The sequence below is a fragment of the Candidatus Ruminimicrobium bovinum genome (genome assembly GCF_902760015.1).
GTDB classification, from domain to species: Bacteria; Elusimicrobiota; Endomicrobiia; order Endomicrobiales; family Endomicrobiaceae; genus Ruminimicrobium; species Ruminimicrobium bovinum.
Genome location: NZ_CACWEU010000092.1, coordinates 1 through 17,638, shown reverse-complemented (window position 1 = coordinate 17,638; position 17,638 = coordinate 1). Strand labels below are relative to the sequence as shown.

The 17,638-nt window shown below is 32.0% G+C and carries 17 protein-coding genes; 2 read left to right on the top strand and 15 right to left on the bottom strand.

All coding sequences use genetic code 11. The features are described from left to right. Window positions 1-7: 7 nt before the first annotated feature. The gene (locus ACMUOV_RS03485) at window positions 8-514 is read right to left on the bottom strand and encodes a hypothetical protein (RefSeq protein WP_413853716.1); all 507 of its coding nucleotides are present in this window, start codon (window positions 512-514) and stop codon (window positions 8-10) included. A 109-nt stretch (window positions 515-623) separates the two neighbouring features. Between ACMUOV_RS03485 and rsmA the strand changes: the two genes are divergently transcribed. Further along, on the top strand, window positions 624-1,376 hold the full coding sequence (rsmA, locus tag ACMUOV_RS03480) for a 16S rRNA (adenine(1518)-N(6)/adenine(1519)-N(6))-dimethyltransferase RsmA (protein ID WP_413853714.1): 753 nt from the start codon (window positions 624-626) through the stop codon (window positions 1,374-1,376). A 160-nt stretch (window positions 1,377-1,536) separates the two neighbouring features. Here the strand turns inward: rsmA and ACMUOV_RS03475 are convergent, their stop codons facing one another. The 13 genes from ACMUOV_RS03475 to aroF form a co-directional block, all read right to left on the bottom strand. Beyond that, window positions 1,537-3,204 carry an AMP-binding protein gene (locus tag ACMUOV_RS03475; protein WP_413853721.1) on the bottom strand — a complete coding sequence of 556 codons (1,668 nt, stop codon included), beginning with the start codon at window positions 3,202-3,204 and terminating at the stop codon, window positions 1,537-1,539. An 89-nt stretch (window positions 3,205-3,293) separates the two neighbouring features. Continuing rightward, window positions 3,294-3,848 (bottom strand): helix-turn-helix domain-containing protein, encoded by a 555-nt coding sequence (locus tag ACMUOV_RS03470; protein WP_413853713.1) that lies wholly within the window; start codon window positions 3,846-3,848, stop codon window positions 3,294-3,296. A 153-nt stretch (window positions 3,849-4,001) separates the two neighbouring features. Continuing rightward, window positions 4,002-5,264, bottom strand: coding sequence for a transcription termination factor Rho (gene rho, locus ACMUOV_RS03465; protein ID WP_413853720.1), 1,263 nt, complete (start codon window positions 5,262-5,264; stop codon window positions 4,002-4,004). 209 nt (window positions 5,265-5,473) lie between these two features. Then, window positions 5,474-7,222: a tetratricopeptide repeat protein gene (locus ACMUOV_RS03460; RefSeq protein WP_413853711.1), complete on the bottom strand. Its 1,749-nt coding sequence runs from the start codon at window positions 7,220-7,222 to the stop codon at window positions 5,474-5,476. A gap of 15 nt (window positions 7,223-7,237) precedes the next feature. Further along, window positions 7,238-7,768 carry an epoxyqueuosine reductase QueH gene (locus ACMUOV_RS03455; RefSeq protein ID WP_413853709.1) on the bottom strand — a complete coding sequence of 177 codons (531 nt, stop codon included), beginning with the start codon at window positions 7,766-7,768 and terminating at the stop codon, window positions 7,238-7,240. Beyond that, window positions 7,769-8,797 (bottom strand): Holliday junction branch migration DNA helicase RuvB, encoded by a 1,029-nt coding sequence (gene ruvB / locus ACMUOV_RS03450; protein WP_413853707.1) that lies wholly within the window; start codon window positions 8,795-8,797, stop codon window positions 7,769-7,771. Window positions 8,798-8,807: 10 nt separating this feature from the next. Further along, window positions 8,808-9,413 carry a Holliday junction branch migration protein RuvA gene (gene ruvA, locus ACMUOV_RS03445; protein WP_413853706.1) on the bottom strand — a complete coding sequence of 202 codons (606 nt, stop codon included), beginning with the start codon at window positions 9,411-9,413 and terminating at the stop codon, window positions 8,808-8,810. Between the two features lie 8 nt (window positions 9,414-9,421). Then, a complete protein-coding gene (locus ACMUOV_RS03440; protein WP_413853704.1) occupies window positions 9,422-11,089 on the bottom strand; it encodes a 30S ribosomal protein S1 in 1,668 nt (555 codons plus the stop codon). Window positions 11,090-11,113: 24 nt separating this feature from the next. Continuing rightward, window positions 11,114-11,950 carry a 4-hydroxy-3-methylbut-2-enyl diphosphate reductase gene (locus tag ACMUOV_RS03435; RefSeq protein WP_413853703.1) on the bottom strand — a complete coding sequence of 279 codons (837 nt, stop codon included), beginning with the start codon at window positions 11,948-11,950 and terminating at the stop codon, window positions 11,114-11,116. Next, complete coding sequence (locus ACMUOV_RS03430; RefSeq protein ID WP_413853701.1) at window positions 11,947-12,537, bottom strand: lysophospholipid acyltransferase family protein; 591 nt, start codon at window positions 12,535-12,537, stop codon at window positions 11,947-11,949. Before ACMUOV_RS03430 ends, ACMUOV_RS03435 begins: the two co-directional genes overlap by 4 nt. After that, window positions 12,528-13,805, bottom strand: a complete 1,278-nt coding sequence (gene aroA, locus ACMUOV_RS03425) for a 3-phosphoshikimate 1-carboxyvinyltransferase (RefSeq protein ID WP_413853699.1) — start codon at window positions 13,803-13,805, stop codon at window positions 12,528-12,530. Before aroA ends, ACMUOV_RS03430 begins: the two co-directional genes overlap by 10 nt. Then, the gene (locus ACMUOV_RS03420; protein WP_413853698.1) at window positions 13,792-14,637 is read right to left on the bottom strand and encodes a prephenate dehydrogenase; all 846 of its coding nucleotides are present in this window, start codon (window positions 14,635-14,637) and stop codon (window positions 13,792-13,794) included. Before ACMUOV_RS03420 ends, aroA begins: the two co-directional genes overlap by 14 nt. Next, window positions 14,637-15,653, bottom strand: coding sequence for a 3-deoxy-7-phosphoheptulonate synthase (gene aroF / locus ACMUOV_RS03415; protein ID WP_413853696.1), 1,017 nt, complete (start codon window positions 15,651-15,653; stop codon window positions 14,637-14,639). Before aroF ends, ACMUOV_RS03420 begins: the two co-directional genes overlap by 1 nt. Before the next feature lie 198 nt (window positions 15,654-15,851). Between aroF and ACMUOV_RS03410 the strand changes: the two genes are divergently transcribed. Next, window positions 15,852-17,216: a 2-isopropylmalate synthase gene (locus ACMUOV_RS03410; protein WP_413853694.1), complete on the top strand. Its 1,365-nt coding sequence runs from the start codon at window positions 15,852-15,854 to the stop codon at window positions 17,214-17,216. 78 nt (window positions 17,217-17,294) lie between these two features. Here ACMUOV_RS03410 and ACMUOV_RS03405 read toward each other — a convergent pair whose 3' ends face one another. Further along, complete coding sequence (locus ACMUOV_RS03405) at window positions 17,295-17,498, bottom strand: cold-shock protein (RefSeq protein WP_413853692.1); 204 nt, start codon at window positions 17,496-17,498, stop codon at window positions 17,295-17,297. Window positions 17,499-17,638: the final 140 nt, after the last annotated feature.

The window sequence follows — 17,638 nt, the reverse complement described above, 5'->3', positions numbered from 1 at the left end:
TCCGTTTTTACTGCAATATCGGACAGAGTTTTATTTCATTTATATACATATTAATATTATTTATTTTATTTTTTGCCGTCAAAAGCCCCAAATACCCCGTAATAAACGACAACATTATTAAAAACATGAATAACACCCAAGAATTATTTACAGAAAAATTATTTATATTTCTAACACCGTAAAATGCAACATACTTTATAGTATTGTTTATTCTACAGTTTGCAAATAAAATAAAATCTTTAACGGTATTAACAATCTGTTTTGATATAAACATTTCAGCTTTGCCGGAAAAGCCGAAACTTGTAAGTTCTTTTTCCAACACAATACACATATCTGCAAATTTTGAAGGCATCATGGCTATTTGACTGCATTGTTTTACCATATTTATATTTGATATTGTTTCATTACCGAAATTCAAAGAAGCAAACACGGATACCCCTGCAAATGCATTAGCAAATACATTTACAAACAACAACGAAATAACGATAGTAATTACTTTTAATTTTTTTAACATAAATTTAGTAAACCGACAAATATCTTATTATAAGTTTAGCATTTATTTTTATTTTTGGCAACTTTTTGTATAATATACCGTAGTTTTAATAAAAATTTATGGAAAAAGAATGAGACAACCGCACGGACAAAATTTTTTAACAGATACAAACATTGCAAATAAAATAGTGACAAGTGCAGATATAAAAAAAACCGATACCGTTATAGAAATAGGTCCCGGTAAAGCGGCATTAACCGATATTTTAAAAGATTATACCGATAATTTGATAGCGGTTGATATTGACAAAAATTTAACGGACAATTTACAAACAAAATACAAAGACAATAAAAATATTACCGTAATAAATAAAGATTTTTTAAAATTTGATTTACCTGACACAACTTTTAAAATTGTTGCCAATTTACCTTATAATGTCGGAACGGCAATAGTTCAAAAATTTCTGCCGAATAAAAATTTTATAAGTGCGGTTATAATGTTACAAAAAGATGTTATCACACGGCTTATCAGTAATGAAGGCAATAAAGATTACGGATATATTTCATTATTTAGGCAATATTATTCCGATGCAAAATTTTTATTTGATGTTCCGCCGGGGTGTTTCAACCCAAAACCAAAAGTAATGTCGGCGGTAGCAAAACTTGTTAATAAATTTCCGCAAGATCCCGATACAAACTTATTTCCGTTAATAAAACATTGTTTTTCTATGAGAAGAAAAACAATACTTAACTGCTTAACCTCTTTTATTAAAAAAGATAAATATGAAGCTGAAAAAATATTATCCGGACTTGGCATTGATATAATGCTGCGCCCGGATAAACTTACACTTGAAACCTATTTAAAAATTTGCAAAGCAAATTTTTGAAGTATTGATGTATGGATGAACGGATGTACTGAAAAGGCAACGACACTGGATTACTTCATATTCGTTCGCAATGACATCTTTGTTATTTGTTATTGATGTTTTGCTGTTATTCATCTATCATTCTATACATCTTGACCTCAACAAAATGCAAAGCATTTTGTTATTGTTTGTGTTTTTGTTCGTCGGCTTGCCTTATTGCAACTTTTCTTATTTTACCGCTTATCGTTTTAGGCAAATCTTTAACAAATTCAACTACTCTGGGATATTTATAAGGAGCCGTAACCGTTTTTACATGGTTTTGTAATTCTACGACCAAAGAATCACTCGGATGATAACCTTTTGCCAAAACTATTGTTGCTTTAACAACTTGCCCTCTAACAGGGTCGGGAACTGCAGTTATTGCACATTCCAAAACGGCAGGATGTTCCATTAATGCACTTTCTACTTCAAAAGGTCCTATTCTGTAACCGGAGCTTTTTATAACATCATCGGCTCTTCCCACAAACCAAAAATATCCGTCTTCGTCTTTATAAACAACATCTCCCGTAAAATACATATTATCGTGCCATACTTCTTTTGTTTTATCGGGGCTTTTATAATAACCGCAGAAAAGTCCGGTAGGTTTTTTACCGTCGGGCATTCTAACTATAAGGTTACCTTCTTTACCGTCTTCGCAAGGGTTACCGTTATCATCAACTATATCTATATTGAATGTTGGAGAAGGTTTTCCCATTGAACCGGGTTTAGGTTTAATCCATACAAAATTTCCTACCAAAATAGGACCTTCACTTTGTCCGAAACCTTCCATAATTTTATGGCCGGTAAGTTTTTCCCACTTATTAAACACTTCAGGGTTTAAAGCTTCCCCCGCCACACAGCAATATTTTAACTTTGAAAAATCATATTTGGATAAATCTTCCTTAATCAAAAATCTGTAAACTGTTGCAGGCCCGCAAAATGAAGTAATATTGTGTTTTGAAATAATATCCAACACATCCGTCGGATGAAATTTATCAAAATCATAAACAAATACGGCACAACCGGAAATCCATTGCCCGTAAATTTTTCCCCATGCGGCTTTTGCCCAACCTGTATCGGCAAGTGTTAAATGACAACCGTTTTCTTCTACATTTTGCCAGAATTTAGCGGTTAAAATATGGCCTAACGGATAAGTAAAATCGTGTAATGCCATTTTAGGCAAACTTGTAGTTCCCGAAGTAAAGTAAATTAACATTTTATCATCGTTATGTGTTGCATCAGCACCTGTCGGTCTTTCAAATATATCGGATTGCTTTTCAACTTCTTCCGTAAAATTATACCAACCGTCTCTTTTACCTGCAACAACAACTTTATGTTTAAGTGTGGGACAATCTTTTTGACAATTATCTATTCTTTGTAACAAATCGGAAAAATCTACGGCTATTATCATTTTAACATCTGCAGCATTTACTCTGTAAGAAATATCTTTTTCTTTCAACAAATGAGTTGCCGGTATTGCTACGGCACCGAGTTTATGCAATGCAACCAAACTTATCCAATATTCAAACCTTCTTTTTAATATAAGCATAACAAAGTCGCCTTTTTTAACACCTAAAGATTTAAAAAAGTTAACGGCTTTATTCGTTTGCTTTTTCATATCCGAAAAAGTAAAAATTCTGTTTTCACCGTGTTCATTGCACCATATAAGAGCTTTTTTGTTAGGTTCTTCGTCTGCGGTTGCATCAACAACATCAAAACCGAAATTAAAATTTTCAGGAACATTTATTTTAAAATTTTCAAAAAAATCTTCGTAAGATGTAAAATCCCGTCTTGCATATTTATCAAGTATCATCTATATTTCTCCTTAAAGCTACGATGTAAAAAACTTTTCATCTCTCAGTCCTCAAACTCTAAGCTAAAAATTTGCAAAGCAAATTTTTAAAAGACTATTGCTATAAATTTTGTCACTTTACCGTCTACGGCTGTCATATAATGTTTGCAATTTGAATCGAAATATAAGCTGTCGCCTTCTTCCAAAATTATTTCTTTACCGTCAAGATGAACTTTTAAAGTTCCTTCCAAAACATAATCAAATTCATGTCCGTCATGAGAATACGGAGTAAGTTCTTTTTCGTTCGTTCTGTCTTTTGCGGTAACCAAAAATATCTGGGCTTTCTTACCAGTAAATCCGTAAGCTATATCCTGATAATCGTACTCTTTTCTTCTTTCTACAGCCACCCCTTTACCTTTTCTCACGACACTGTATCTGTTTAAATGCGGTTCTTGCCCGGTAATAAGTGTTATAAATTCAACTTTAAATTTTTCGGCAATTTTTTTAATTATCCCTATAGGAATATCGGTTTGTCCGGATTCGTATTGTTCATAAGTTTCAACGTCAATATTTAATGCTTTAGCCAAACTTTCCTGCGAAATGTTAGCTATATCTCTTAAATCTCTTATTCTCATTGCAATATCTTTTATATCGTCATTCATTTTATTCCTCCAAAAAATTGTGAAACAATTTTTTGCTGAAAAGCTGAGCCGGATACTTTGTATCCTCAGCTGAGCAGCTGATAGTTTAAATAACCAATCCCACAAACCTTTACAGCTATACTTCTATACCTTAACAAAATGCAAAGCATTTTATTAATTTGTACCTGAAAGCTCCATTTGTTTATAAAAATCTTTATTTGTTTTTGATGCCTTCATTCTTTTTGTAACTTCTTCTATAACCTCTATACTGTTCATATTGCTCATAACATTTCTCATTATCCACATTTTATTTTTTTCATCCTCGGTAAGCAACAATTCTTCTTTTCTGGTTCCGGACCTTAATAAATCTATGGCAGGATATATTCTTCTTTCGGCAAGTTTTCTATCCAAATAAACTTCACAGTTACCCGTTCCTTTAAATTCTTCAAATATAACATCATCCATTCTGCTGCCTGTTTCAATTAAAGCGGTTGCTATAATTGTTAAACTTCCGCCTTCTTCGATGTTTCTTGCAGCGCCGAAAAATCTTTTAGGTTTTTGTAATGCATTTGAATCAAGCCCGCCGGATAACACCCTTCCGCTTGAAGGCATTGTGGCATTGTAAGCCCTTGCAAGTCTTGTTATGGAATCAAGTAAAATAACTACATCCTTACCTTGTTCGGCAAGCCGTTTGGCTTTTTCAAGAACCATTTCTGCAACCTGAATATGCCTGTCTGCAGGTTCATCGAAAGTTGATGAAACGACTTCCCCTTTTACCGACCTTTGCATATCGGTAACTTCTTCCGGCCTTTCATCTATCAATAAAACCATAAGAATTATTTCCGGGTTATTGGTTGTAATTGCATTTGCTATTTTTTGAAGCAAAACGGTTTTGCCGGTTTTAGGAGGTGCATTAAGTAAAACTCTTTGTCCTTTTCCTATAGGAATAAACATATCTATTATTCTTGTGGAAATTTCATTTGTTGTAGTTTCCAAAACTATTTTTTCGTTAGGATAAAGCGGGGTTAAATTATCAAACAAAGGCCTTTCCCTTATATTATCAAGTTTTTCTTCTCCGTTTACCGACGTTATTTTAAGTAACGCAAAATATTTTTCATGGTTTTGAGGAGGACGAACATAACCGCCTACGGTATCACCTTTTCTTAATGCAAACTTTTTTATTTGAGGAGGTGCAATATAAATATCATCAGGACCTGATAAATAATTATAATCAACAGACCTTAAAAAACCGAAACCGTCCGGTTTAATTTCCAAAACACCTTCATCATAAACCTGTCCTTTTTCCTTCATTTGCGCTTCGAGAATTTTTGCAATAAGTTCCTGCTTTTTTAAACCCGTAATTGTTTCCAACTTCATACTTTTTGCAAGTTTAACAAGCTCCACCATTGTTTTTTTAGATAATACGGTAATTTCCATAGATTCGGCAGACATTAAGCCCCCTGTAAATAAATGTTTATACTATTTGTAAAATTTTTATTATTTCTTTTTTGATTTTCATATTTTTGATTAGAAAAGATTTTTAATTTTTAAGGTTTTATTTCTAAGATTACTTGCGAAACACTTAGAACTTAACTGTTATCTATTTCATTTATTCTATATATTTTTTTTTATTATGTCAAATTTATTTATTCTTGTAATTTGTGAAGTAAATTTAAATATTTTTCATTATCGTCGGGTTTTAATTCTATTGCTTTCCGAATACACTTTATTGCATTTTCTTTATCGTTTAAATCATCATATAACATTGCCAACACATAATAATTATCATCATCTTTATCTTCAACTTTTAATAACATTTCTTTTGCCAATTCAAAATTATTATTCATTGCATATAACCTTGCTAATTTTAAAAAATTATATTTATAAGGTTTAATTTCGTAAGCTGCTTTAGCATACATAAGTGCTTTTTCAAAATTTCCCTGTTCGGTATATATTGTGCTTATATCATCATAAGTTGAAAATGTTGCAAAGCCGTACCACAGCATTCTTTCCGCCGCTTTTAAATTCCCCTTTTTAAACAATACAATTGCCAAATCGTTTGCATATATATGCAGATAATATTCATTTTTTATTACAGCTTTTTTTAAATACTTATATCCGTTTTCAATATCACCGTATTTTATACATATTTTTCCTATTGAAGCCAAAACCGTCGGCATTTCCGGAGCATCCAAATAAGCATTTCCCCAAAAAATTTCCGAGTTTTTATACTTATCGGCTTGTTTATATGATGCAAAGAAATAAACACAAAAAATGGTTAAAAATAAAACAAATAAATATTTTTTTGATACGGGATATTTTTTTACAACAAAATCAACAACGGAAACCAAAATTACCGTTATTCCTAAAAATGCCGTTAATATTCTATGCGGAAAAAATTGATAATCCGAAACAAAAAACGTAGGAAATAACATTACTACAAACCATACAATACCAAAAACAACAATTTTCCTGTTCAATATTTCTTTATAAAACAAATAAAACAGAAACAAACACAATAAAACATCAAAAATAATATATGATATTTTTATATCTGTTTTTCCCAATATTACCGCAATATTATCAGGAATAAATATTTTATACAAATAAATTATCAAACCGGAAACCATATTTTCAATATAGAAGTAAAAATTTTCCAATTTAATAACATCCTCTATTTTCGGGACGGAAATACTCCTTAAATAAAAATAAATAATAACAGGAAATATCAATAAACAGCATAAATATATAAGTTGCTTCTTTGATATTTTAAAATTGAAACAATAAATAACAGCCATATATATGGGAATTAGCATAATTCCGGTTTCTTTTGCAAAAACAGCAAATAAAAAAAATATTACGGTCATCAAAAGATTCAATCTTTTATTTTCTTTTAAAAAATCAATTAAATTCATAATTGACAACAAAGAAAAAATTAAAAGAAGCATTTCCGCTCTTGGCGAGATATAGACTGCATTTGAAGTAAATATCGGGTGAATCAAAAACAAAATAAAAATAAGCTTTAAAATTTCTTCGTTAAAATTTAATTTCAAAAGTAATAAATACATTAAATAGAATGTAAATATGAATAAAACAAGATTTGTAAAATGATACGGTTTTGGATTTTCTTGAAAAAAAACAGCCGTAATTGCAAACGAAAGAAGTAAAACCGGTCTGTAATAAGAATGAATATTATCAAAATAACAATCTTTAAAAAATATTTTAGGAAGATTTTTGTAATTTGATATAAACTCTATATTTTGATTTATGGATTTCGTATCATCCAAATCAAGAAGTTGGTAATTTATACTTTTACCGTAAAGCAACAAAACAATTATTGTTATTAATACCAAGAAACCTAAATTGGTCTTGAAAAAATTTATTATTTTTTTCATTTTGTCTTCAATCTTCTAACGCATGCTCAGTTTGCAGCCGCAGTATTTTTGGCTGTATAATCCTAATTTCTTTACGGAATTAACACCGTTATAAAAAATTTTTCTCGGGTCAACATAAACAAAATTCAAATTATTTTCTTTTGCCAAATTTTTTGAAATTTCAATAATGGTATCATGTTTTTGATAAGGACTTGAAAGAAGTGATGTAGTAAAATTTTTTATATTGTTTTTTTTGGCAATTTCCGTAGTTTTTTCCAACCTTTTTAAATAACAATAATAACATCTTCCCATTTCACATTGAACGGCATCGTCAAGCCAAAATTTTCCATATAAGCTTTCATCATCAAGCCAGTCGGCTTTAACTTCAATTGTTTCAATATTTAATAACTTCATATAATTTTGCCAGGTTTCATACCTTAACAAATGTTCGGTTTTAGGGTAAATATTCGGGTTAAACCATAAACTTACAATTTGATAATTTTGCAGTAATGTTATTATTGATGCACTGCACGGAGCACAACATGTATGCAATAAAATTTTTTCCATTTAGAACAAATCTCTTTGATTATTAGTTTGTTTAGGTAAAGGTATATTTAAATGTTTATATGCCAAATCGGTAACAATTCTTCCTCTCGGTGTTCTTGCAATAAAACCTAATTGTATAAGATAAGGTTCATAAACATCCGATATCGTATCGGCATCTTCGGAAACCGAAACAGCCATAGTATCAAGCCCGACGGGACCGCCTGAAAATTTTTCTATCATCGTCGTCAAAAGAAGTCTGTCCATTTTATCAAGCCCGATATCATCTATTCCCAAAGCATCAAGCCCTTCTTTTGCAATTTGTTTATTGATAATACCGCCCGTTTTTATTTCGGCAAAATCACGAACTCTTTTTAATAATCTGTTGACAATTCTCGGCGTGCCCCTTGACCTTCTTGCAATTTCAAGTGCACCCTGTTCATCTGTTTGAACATTAATTATGGAGCTTGACCTTTTAACTATTTTAACAAGTTCTTCGGTAGTATAATAATTTAAATGTTCTATTATACCGAACCTGTCTCTTAAAGGACTTGATAACATACCTGCCCTTGTTGTGGCACCTATCAATGTAAATTTTGGAACGGGAAGTTTTATTGTTTTTGCAGAAGGCCCCTGCCCGATAATTATATCAAGTTCAAAATCTTCCATTGCAGGATACAGTGCTTCTTCAACCAAATGGTTCATTCTGTGAATTTCATCTATAAAAAAAACATCTCCTTCGGAAAGGTTGGTTAATATCGCAGCCAAATCTCCGACTCTTTCAAGAACGGGGCCGGATGTTGTTCTTAAATTACCGCCCATTTCTTTTGAAATAATATGTGCAAGTGTAGTTTTACCAAGCCCGGGCGGAGCATAAAACAAACAATGGTCCAAAGGTTCGTTTCTTTTTTTTGATGCCTCGATAAAAACCTTTAAATTATTTTTAAGTTTTTGCTGACCTATAAATTCATCAAGATATTTCGGCCTTAAAGAATTTTCAAGTTTTTCTTCGGGTGATGAATTTTCAGGGTCTATTATTCTTGTTTCTTCCATAATCTATCTCTTATAAATATTTCAAAGCTTCAGTTATTATTTGTTCAACAGATAAATCTTTGTTTTCCGTCAATATTTTATGGACGGTTTCTCTTGCATTTGTTTCTTTATAACCTAATGCAATAAGCCCGGCAACGGCTTCAGACGATGAAGAATTGCCTGTAATATTACTCCATTTTTGTAAATCGTTAACGGAAACATTTGCTATCTTATCTTTTAATGCCGCCACCAATTTTTCGGATGTCTTTTTTGTAAAACCGAATATTCCGCTTAACATTGAAACATCTCTTTTTATTACCGCCGCTTTAAAATCGGCAAGTGACTTTGATATTTTATCAAGATACTCCATTGCTTTTTTTGCACCTGTTGCAGGAACTTCATCCTTTATCAAAACAAACATTTCTCTTTCCTGCTTTGATAAAAAGCCGTAATAAGAAATTACACCGCCATACATACCGGTTGATTCTATAACATAAAGTTTTACCGGACTACCGTCAGAAGGCAATTTGTTAAAAGTATCGGAAGTTATTGCTACACTATAACCTATTCCCGAAATTTCCACAACAGCAGTATTTAAAGTTTTATACGATAATATTCCGTTAAAAAAATCTATCACTTAAAAATTTATTCCTCTTCCTGTAAAATATCACCTAATGTAGGTTTTTCATCGTTAGATGAGAATTTTTTTATTAATTCTCTTTCTTGGTTTTTTTCATATTTTCTTATAGACATTTCCAATTTTCTTTCTTTTAAATCGACTTTAATAATACTGCCTTCCACTTCCTGACCCGCCTGAGGAAGTTCCTGATTTCTGTTTTCAAAAGATAATTCCGTTTTTTTAAGCAATGCTTCTATACCTTTTTCAAGTTCAACAAAAGCGCCGAAATCAGTAACCCTTACAACTTTTCCTTTAACAACCGTTCCTAATTTATATTTTTTGTAAGGATCTTCGGTTAAATGTTTTATTGACAATGCAATTTTTTCACTTTGTGTATTTACCGATAAGACAACAGCTTCAACTTCCTGTCCTTTTTTAACTACGTCTTCCGGATGTTTAACACCCTTAAGCCATGAAAAATCATTTACATGAATAAGCCCTTCTATACCTTCCGGTAATTTTACAAATGCACCGAACGGTGTAATATTTTTCACAATACCTTTTACTTTTGTTCCGGGAACATAATGCCTTGCCAAAGTTGCCCAAGGATTTTCATGCATTTGTTTTACGGAAAGCGATATTTTTTTATTTTCTTTATCAAATTCTATAATTTTAACTTCCAATTCTTTGCCTACGGTAACTTCTTTTTTGAACAAATATTCACTGTCGTTCCAAGCATATTCGGAAGCATGCAACAGCCCTTCAACACCTTTTTCCAATTCAACAAAAGCACCGTAAGCCATAACGGATGTAACTTTACCTTTTAAAATCAAACCTACCAAATATTTTTCCGCCGCACTGTCCCACGGATTAACCGCTAACTGTTTCATGCTTAAAGAAATTTTTTCATTTTCTCTATCTACTTTTAAAACACTAACTCTTATTATTTGTCCAACTTTCAATAAATCTTCTACTTTTTTTACTTTATACCAGGCAAGTTCACCTATATGTAAAAGCCCGTCAATACCACCCAAGTCGACAAATGCGCCGAATTTCGTAATTCTGACTACTTTACCGTCTATAATTTGCCCTTCTGACAAACTGTTTAATGCTTTTTGTTTCTTTGCTAATTTTTCATCTTCCAATATTTTTCTTCTGGATAAAACAATTTTTTTATCGTTTCTGTCAAATTCGGTTATTGCAAAATCAAAAGTTTTACCTATAAACTTTTCGGCATCTTTTATAAAATTGGTATCAACTTGGGAAATATGTAAAAAGCCGTATACGCCTACATTTACCAAAAAACCGCCTTTAACCGTTTTTTCTATTTTACCAGAAACGTTTTTTTTATTTTTAAAAGATTCTTCCAATTTATCCCAAGCAGTTTTTTCTATAACTTCTCTGTATGAAAGTTCTATCTTAGGATAAGTTCTTTTAACAAAAACTTTAACGGTTGCACCGACTTTTAATTCCTGCGGTATCTGTCCGTTTAAAAATTCAGATTTATGTATGGAACCTTCCGATTTTAAGCCCAAATCAACTAAAAAATCATCTTCATTTTCGGCAACAATCACTACCGAAATAATGTCGCCTTTATTAAATTTTGTATCTTCCTGCTTTAACAAATCCTCCATACTGATATTTTCAGCATCTTCAAATTTAGTTAAATTATCCGAATTGTTATTCTGTTCCACGATCGTCTCCTTTTACTTTATATTTTATAGAATTATTTTTTCTATTTTATTTTTTATATTTTTTATTATCCAATCAGGTGTCGATGCACCGGCTGTTATACCTATTTTTTGTTTATTTGTAAACCAATCGTTTTTTATTTCATCACCGCTTTCTATGTGATAAGTTTCAACTGCACTTGAACAAATTTGAAATAATCTTCTTGTGTTACCTGAATTTTTACCGCCTATCACTATCATAATATCCACACTTTTTGCAAGCTTTTCAGCGGAACTTTGCCTGTCAAACGTGGCTTTACAAATAGTATTATATATTTTAACCTTTGATATTTTAGCAATTTCTTTAACTATATCATCAAAATTTTTCGGACTTTGTGTAGTTTGACTGACAATATAGATTATATCAGTTTTTTTTACTTTTTCTATATCATTTTTATTTTCAACAACTATACATTTACCTTTACCGTAAGAAACAAGAGCAACAACTTCAGGATGAGTTTTCTCACCGACAATTACTATTTGTTGACTTATATCACTTAATTCTTTAACTATATCCTGTGCTCTTTTTACAAAAGGACAAGTTGCATCTATAATTTTCAGTTTTTTATTTTCCGATAATTTATTGTAAACATTAAGTTCAATACCGTGTGTTCTTAATACAAGAATTCCGTCTTGTATTTTTGAATAATCATTTATTACCTCTATTCCTTTTTTATTTAACCTTTCAACTTCCTGAGGGTTATGAATTAAAGGGCCAAACGTATAAACATTATCGCTTTCCTGCGAAACTTTTTCCGCAAGTTCTATTGCACGACGAACACCAAAACAAAAGCCGGAACTTTCGGCAATTTTTATAATCTTCATAACTTTTTTATTTCATCCAAAACTTTTTGTGAAAACTTCAAATAATCATCTTTTTTATACTCTTTTGGAGGATATAAAGGTTTTCCGTAAACTATACTGAGTTTTTTCAATTTAAACATTTTATTTGTATTTGTAATTTTTACCGGAATAACAGGAACTTGTGCATTACAGGCAATCATACCGACACCAGGTCTTGCTTTACCCAACTTACCGTCTTTAGACCTTGTTCCTTCGGGAAAAACCAAAAGAGCCCTTTTATTTTTCAAAAGTCCGAAGGCATTTCTAAAAGCGGACATATCCTGCTTTCCTCTTTTTACCGGAAAAGCATTTGTTCTTTTTATACAAAAGCCCAAAACAGGCATGGAAAACAATTCTTCTTTTGCCATAAAAAACAAATCACGCTTCATAAAACAACCTGCCATGGGCGGGTCAAAATAACTCGAATGATTTGGTGCAATAATTAAGCCCGTATCTTCCGGTATATTTTGGCTTCCATATGCTTTACACCTGTAAATTATAATAAAAAACCACTTAAATAAAAACCTTCCCAAATAATAAAGATAACCGCTTTCTTGTTTTATTTGCATATTTGTTTTAACACACCATAAAAATTTGAAAAAGAAATACCGACACAAGCCGAATCTTCAACCGTCGTTTGCCCGTCGGCACAAAGTGCCGCAATCGATAACATCATAGCCATTCTGTGATCCTTTGACGTTTCAACGGAACATCCTTTTAATTTTGAAGGACCTTTTATAATAAGTCCGTCCTGTTTTTCTTCTATATTTGCACCCATTTTATTTAATTGAGTTGCAATTAATTTTAACCGGTCGCTTTCTTTAACCCTTAATTCTTGGGCTCCCGAAATTTCTGTAACACCTTCTGCCTGTGTTGCAGCTAAAGCAATTATAGGAATTTCGTCAACCAAAGAAGGTATTAATTTCCCGTCTATATTTGTAGAATGTAAAGAAGAACTTTTAACTTCAATATCGGCAACCGGTTCACCTGAAATTTCTTTTATGTTTGATATTTTTATATCGGCACCCATATTTTTTAAAACGGTAATTATTCCGCTTCTTGTTTTATTTATATTAACCTGTTTAATTATAACATGAGAATTTTTAACTATAATACCGGCAACGATAAAAAATGCTGCAGATGAAATATCTGCGGGAACAAAAATTTCCTGTGCAAATAATTTATCGCATTTTTTAATACCGACAGTTAAATTATCAACGGAAATATCCGCACCGAAAGCTTTTAACATTGTTTCGGTATGATCTCTTGATTTTTCCGGTTCGCTGTAAAAAGTTTGACCGTCCGCATATAAGCCGGCAAGTAACACACAGCTTTTTACCTGTGCACTTGAAATTGAACTTTTATAATTTATTGCCCGTAAACTTCCGTTACCTTTTATATTTACGGGCAGATAATTATCATCTTTTGCATAAATATCGGCACCCATTTGCCTTAAAGGAGTTATAATCCTTTTCATAGGTCTTAATGATAAACTTTCATCGCCTATAATTGTCGATGAAAAATTTTGGCCGGATAAAATACCCGAAAGCAACCTTGTTGTTGTTCCGGAATTATTTGCATTTAAATATCCGTCGGGACATTTTAAGCCGTGAAGCCCTGCTCCTTTGACTGTAAGCAAATTGGCGGTCTGTTCAATATCAACACCGAGTTGTTTGAAAATATTTAAAGTTGAAAAACAATCCTGCGACGGTAAATAATTATTTATATAAGAAATGCCGTCTGCCAAACTTGCAAACATCACAGCCCTGTGTGTGATTGATTTATCTGCAGGAACCGTTATTGTTCCTTCCAATTTATTTACTTTATTTAGTATCATTTCTTACACTTTTATCTATTAAATTTTTCAATTTATTTTTATTTTTAAAATTTTTTGAAAACAAATTCAGTTGATTACAAAATTCGTCAACAACTTTCTTTAAATTTTTTGTATTATTTTCGATTATCGGCAACCAAATATCCGATGATGATTTTGCAACCCTTGTAATACTTTCAAAAGAACCTGCCGTAACTGCTTTTATTTGAGAATTATTTTTTAACTTATCTTTGAATATCTTATAAAAAGAAAAAGCAATTATATGCGGCAAATGGCTTGTAAACGCAACCAGCTCGTCGTGTTTTTCCGGTGACATAAAAGCAATATTACAACCTACGTCTTTCCACATTTTAACAACGGGTTTTATTTTTTTATTTTCTTTTTTATCCGTTATAACGACAGTTTTTTTAGTATATAATTCATTTACGGCATTTGTTATTCCGCTTTTTTCCGTCCCGGTCATGGGATGGCAACCGACAAAATAAGGATAATTTTTATTTTTTCCTATAATCTGTTTTATTTTTTTTGTTATTGTATATTTTGTACTGCCTATATCGCAAATAATTGTTTTATTTGAAACAAATTTTATCAATTCTTTATAAGTTTCGACTATCTTATTAACAGGTAAACATATAACTATAATATTTGCATTTGCCGCATATTTCATATCGGTATAAAAAAAATCAACGGCACCTGTTTTTTTTGCAATTTGCAATTTTTTTAAATTTCTTCCGATACCTATTACCTTATATTTTCGTAACCTTAATGCCATACCCAAAGAGCCGCCCATTAAACCGACACCGATAACAGCCACGATAGGTTTGGTAACTTCCATTAAATTTCCCTTCCCAATGCTTTTGCCAAAACTTTAAGTTCTTCCATCAATTTATTATATTGCGCAGGCAAAAGACTTTGTGCTCCGTCGGAAAGTGCTTCTTCGGGACGGGGATGAATTTCTATGGCAATAGCATCGGCGCCAACCGCCAAACATGCTTTTGCCATTGAAGGGACATGTTCCCTTATACCTATACCGTGAGAAGGGTCAAGCACAACGGGTAAATGAGTTAATTTTTTTACTACCGGAATTGCATTCAAATCAAGTGTAAACCTTGTTGCCGTTTCAAATGTTCTTATACCTCTTTCACAAAGCATAACATTATAATTACCCTGTGCCAAAATGTATTCGGCAGAAAGCAGCCACTCTTTTATTGTAGTTGCCATGCCTCTTTTTAAAAGAACGGGTTTTTTTTGTTTTCCGCATGCCTTTAACAAATCGTAATTTTGAACGTTTCTTGCACCTATTTGAACTATATCGCAATATTTTGAAACCAAAGGAACTTCTTCAACCGACATAGCTTCACTTATGGTTGGCATTTGTAATTTTTCGCCGACTTCCTTCATATATTTCAAACCTCTTTCTCCCAACCCTTGAAACGAATACGGTGAAGACCTCGGTTTAAATGCACCGCCTCTTAAAATTGTGCCGCCGGCAGCTTTAACTATTTTAGCCGTTTCAAGTAAAACCGATTTACTTTCAATTGCACACGGTCCTGCAATAACCGGAACTTTTGTCCCGCCTATTTCTATTCCGTAAGGAAGTTTTATAACGGTATTTTCGGTTTTAAATTCCCTTGAAGCAAGTTTATAAGGTTTTTCTATTTCGCTTATATGGTCAACTTCTTCCATGGATTCAAATGTTTCTTTATATTTTTCCGCAAATTCACCGACCATACCTATAATCGTGATATCAACACCTTTTGAAATATGAGGAATGTAGCCCAATTTTTTTATCTTATCTACAACTTTTTTTTCTTCCTGTTTTGTGGCTTTTCGCTTTAATGTTATTATCATCTTTTACTTCCTCCTTAAACTAACAACATAAACATAACGGTTTATTATATAAAATTAAAAATTGCTCCGCAATGCAGTAATTTGTAAGATTAGAAGATCTGAAAATTTAAAATTTGGGAATAAAAAGGGATTTTTTATTGTATAAAAAATTCAAATATATTATAATTAGTTTTGATTCTTTTTTATGGGAGGTTACCAATGTTGATTTATAATAAAAATAAAAAAATGCTTGAGCCGGAAGAATATAAATTTGAACTGCAAGATGTAAAAGAACCTAACTTATTAAGAGAAACTTTTTCATATACGGATATTCCTAAAATTGCATTTAACAATACCGTTGTCCCGATGAATCCTCCGGAAAATATTTGGATGACAGATACAACTTTCAGAGACGGGCAGCAGGCATTTCCGCCGTTTACGGTAAAACAAATTGTCAATTTGTTTGAATTAATGCATAAACTCGGCGGTCCCAACGGTATGATAAGACAGACGGAATTTTTTCTGTATTCCGATAAAGACAAAGAAGCCGTTAGAAAATGTCAGGAAAAAGGTTATGAATTCCCTCAAATTACTTCTTGGATAAGAGCAAATAAAAATGATTTCAAATTAGTTAAGGAAATGGGAATAAAAGAGACCGGAATTTTAACATCATGTTCGGATTATCACATATTTTTAAAATTAAAAAAGAACAGAAGACAAGCATTGGACATGTATCTTGATATAGTTAAAGCGGCACTTGACGAAGGGATTGTGCCGAGATGTCATTTTGAAGATATTACAAGAGCGGATTTTTACGGTTTTGTTATACCTTTTGCAAAAGAATTAATGAAACTTTCAAAGCAGGCAAATATGCCTGTAAAAATAAGAGCATGTGATACATTGGGGTTTGGAGTTGCATATCCCGGAGTTGCATTACCGAGAAATGTTAACGGAATAATGTACGGATTAACACATCACGCGGGTGTCCCTTCCGAATGGCTTGAATGGCACGGACATAACGATTTTTACAGGGCATTAACAAATTCCACTTTTGCCTGGCTTTACGGATGTTCCGGAATTAACGGAACATTGCTCGGAATAGGCGAAAGAACCGGCAACACTCCCATAGAAGCATTGGCAATAGAATATATCGCTTTCAGAGGAGATCATAACGGAATGGATTTGTCGGCAATAACAGAAATTGCAAAGTATTTTAAAGAAGAACTCAAATACGATATTCCGAATATGCAGCCCTTTGTGGGAGCACATTTTAACAGTACAAGGGCGGGTATTCATGCAGACGGTTTATTAAAAGAACAGGAAATATATAATGTTTTTGATACCAAAGCAATATTAAACAGACCTCCGGAAGTTGCAATTACCGACCGTGCCGGACTCGCAGGTATTGCTTATTGGATAAATACAAAACATCCTAAATTCAAAGACAGTGATGAAAAAATAGACAAATCTCATCCGGGAATAGCAAAAATAAAAGAAGAAATAGATAAACAATTTTCCACCGACAGAGTAAACCCTTTAACGGAAAAAGAAATGGCGGAACTTATAAAAAAATATATTCTTTAAAAGATAAAATTAACACAAATAAAAAATGCTCTGTTTATTTAATAAACAGAGCATTTTTTTGCTAGCTAATATAATTAATTATATTTTCTTTATGTTAGCTGCTTTAGGGCCTTTGTCTGAATCTACAACATCAAATTCAACATTGTCACCTTCAGCAAGAGATTTAAAACCTTCTGCTAAAACTGCTGAATAATGTGCGAAAACATCTCCGGAACCATCGTTGTTAGAAATGAATCCGTAACCTTTTTGGTCGTTAAACCATTTTACTTTACCTTGTGCCATTTACTTCTACTCCTTGTTTTACAGTTTGCAAAGCAAACTTTTTTTTGAGTTTGTTTAACTCACGGATAATATTTAATTATATATTTTTTATTTTGTCAAAAATTTTATAAAAATTTTTCGAGACAATAAATATTTATTTT

Excerpts from the sequence above, each read along its gene's own strand:
- ACMUOV_RS03485 (WP_413853716.1), bottom strand. The coding sequence starts at position 514 with ATGTTAAAAAAATTAAAAGTAATTACTATCGTTATTTCGTTGTTGTTT.
- rsmA (WP_413853714.1), top strand. The coding sequence starts at position 624 with ATGAGACAACCGCACGGACAAAATTTTTTAACAGATACAAACATTGCA.
- ACMUOV_RS03470 (WP_413853713.1), bottom strand. The coding sequence starts at position 3,848 with ATGAATGACGATATAAAAGATATTGCAATGAGAATAAGAGATTTAAGA.
- rho (WP_413853720.1), bottom strand. The coding sequence starts at position 5,264 with ATGGAAATTACCGTATTATCTAAAAAAACAATGGTGGAGCTTGTTAAA.
- ACMUOV_RS03460 (WP_413853711.1), bottom strand. The coding sequence starts at position 7,222 with ATGAAAAAAATAATAAATTTTTTCAAGACCAATTTAGGTTTCTTGGTA.
- ACMUOV_RS03455 (WP_413853709.1), bottom strand. The coding sequence starts at position 7,768 with ATGGAAAAAATTTTATTGCATACATGTTGTGCTCCGTGCAGTGCATCA.
- ruvB (WP_413853707.1), bottom strand. The coding sequence starts at position 8,797 with ATGGAAGAAACAAGAATAATAGACCCTGAAAATTCATCACCCGAAGAA.
- ACMUOV_RS03435 (WP_413853703.1), bottom strand. The coding sequence starts at position 11,950 with ATGAAGATTATAAAAATTGCCGAAAGTTCCGGCTTTTGTTTTGGTGTT.
- ACMUOV_RS03430 (WP_413853701.1), bottom strand. The coding sequence starts at position 12,537 with ATGCAAATAAAACAAGAAAGCGGTTATCTTTATTATTTGGGAAGGTTT.
- aroA (WP_413853699.1), bottom strand. The coding sequence starts at position 13,805 with ATGATACTAAATAAAGTAAATAAATTGGAAGGAACAATAACGGTTCCT.
- ACMUOV_RS03420 (WP_413853698.1), bottom strand. The coding sequence starts at position 14,637 with ATGGAAGTTACCAAACCTATCGTGGCTGTTATCGGTGTCGGTTTAATG.
- aroF (WP_413853696.1), bottom strand. The coding sequence starts at position 15,653 with ATGATAATAACATTAAAGCGAAAAGCCACAAAACAGGAAGAAAAAAAA.
- ACMUOV_RS03410 (WP_413853694.1), top strand. The coding sequence starts at position 15,852 with ATGTTGATTTATAATAAAAATAAAAAAATGCTTGAGCCGGAAGAATAT.
- ACMUOV_RS03405 (WP_413853692.1), bottom strand. The coding sequence starts at position 17,498 with ATGGCACAAGGTAAAGTAAAATGGTTTAACGACCAAAAAGGTTACGGA.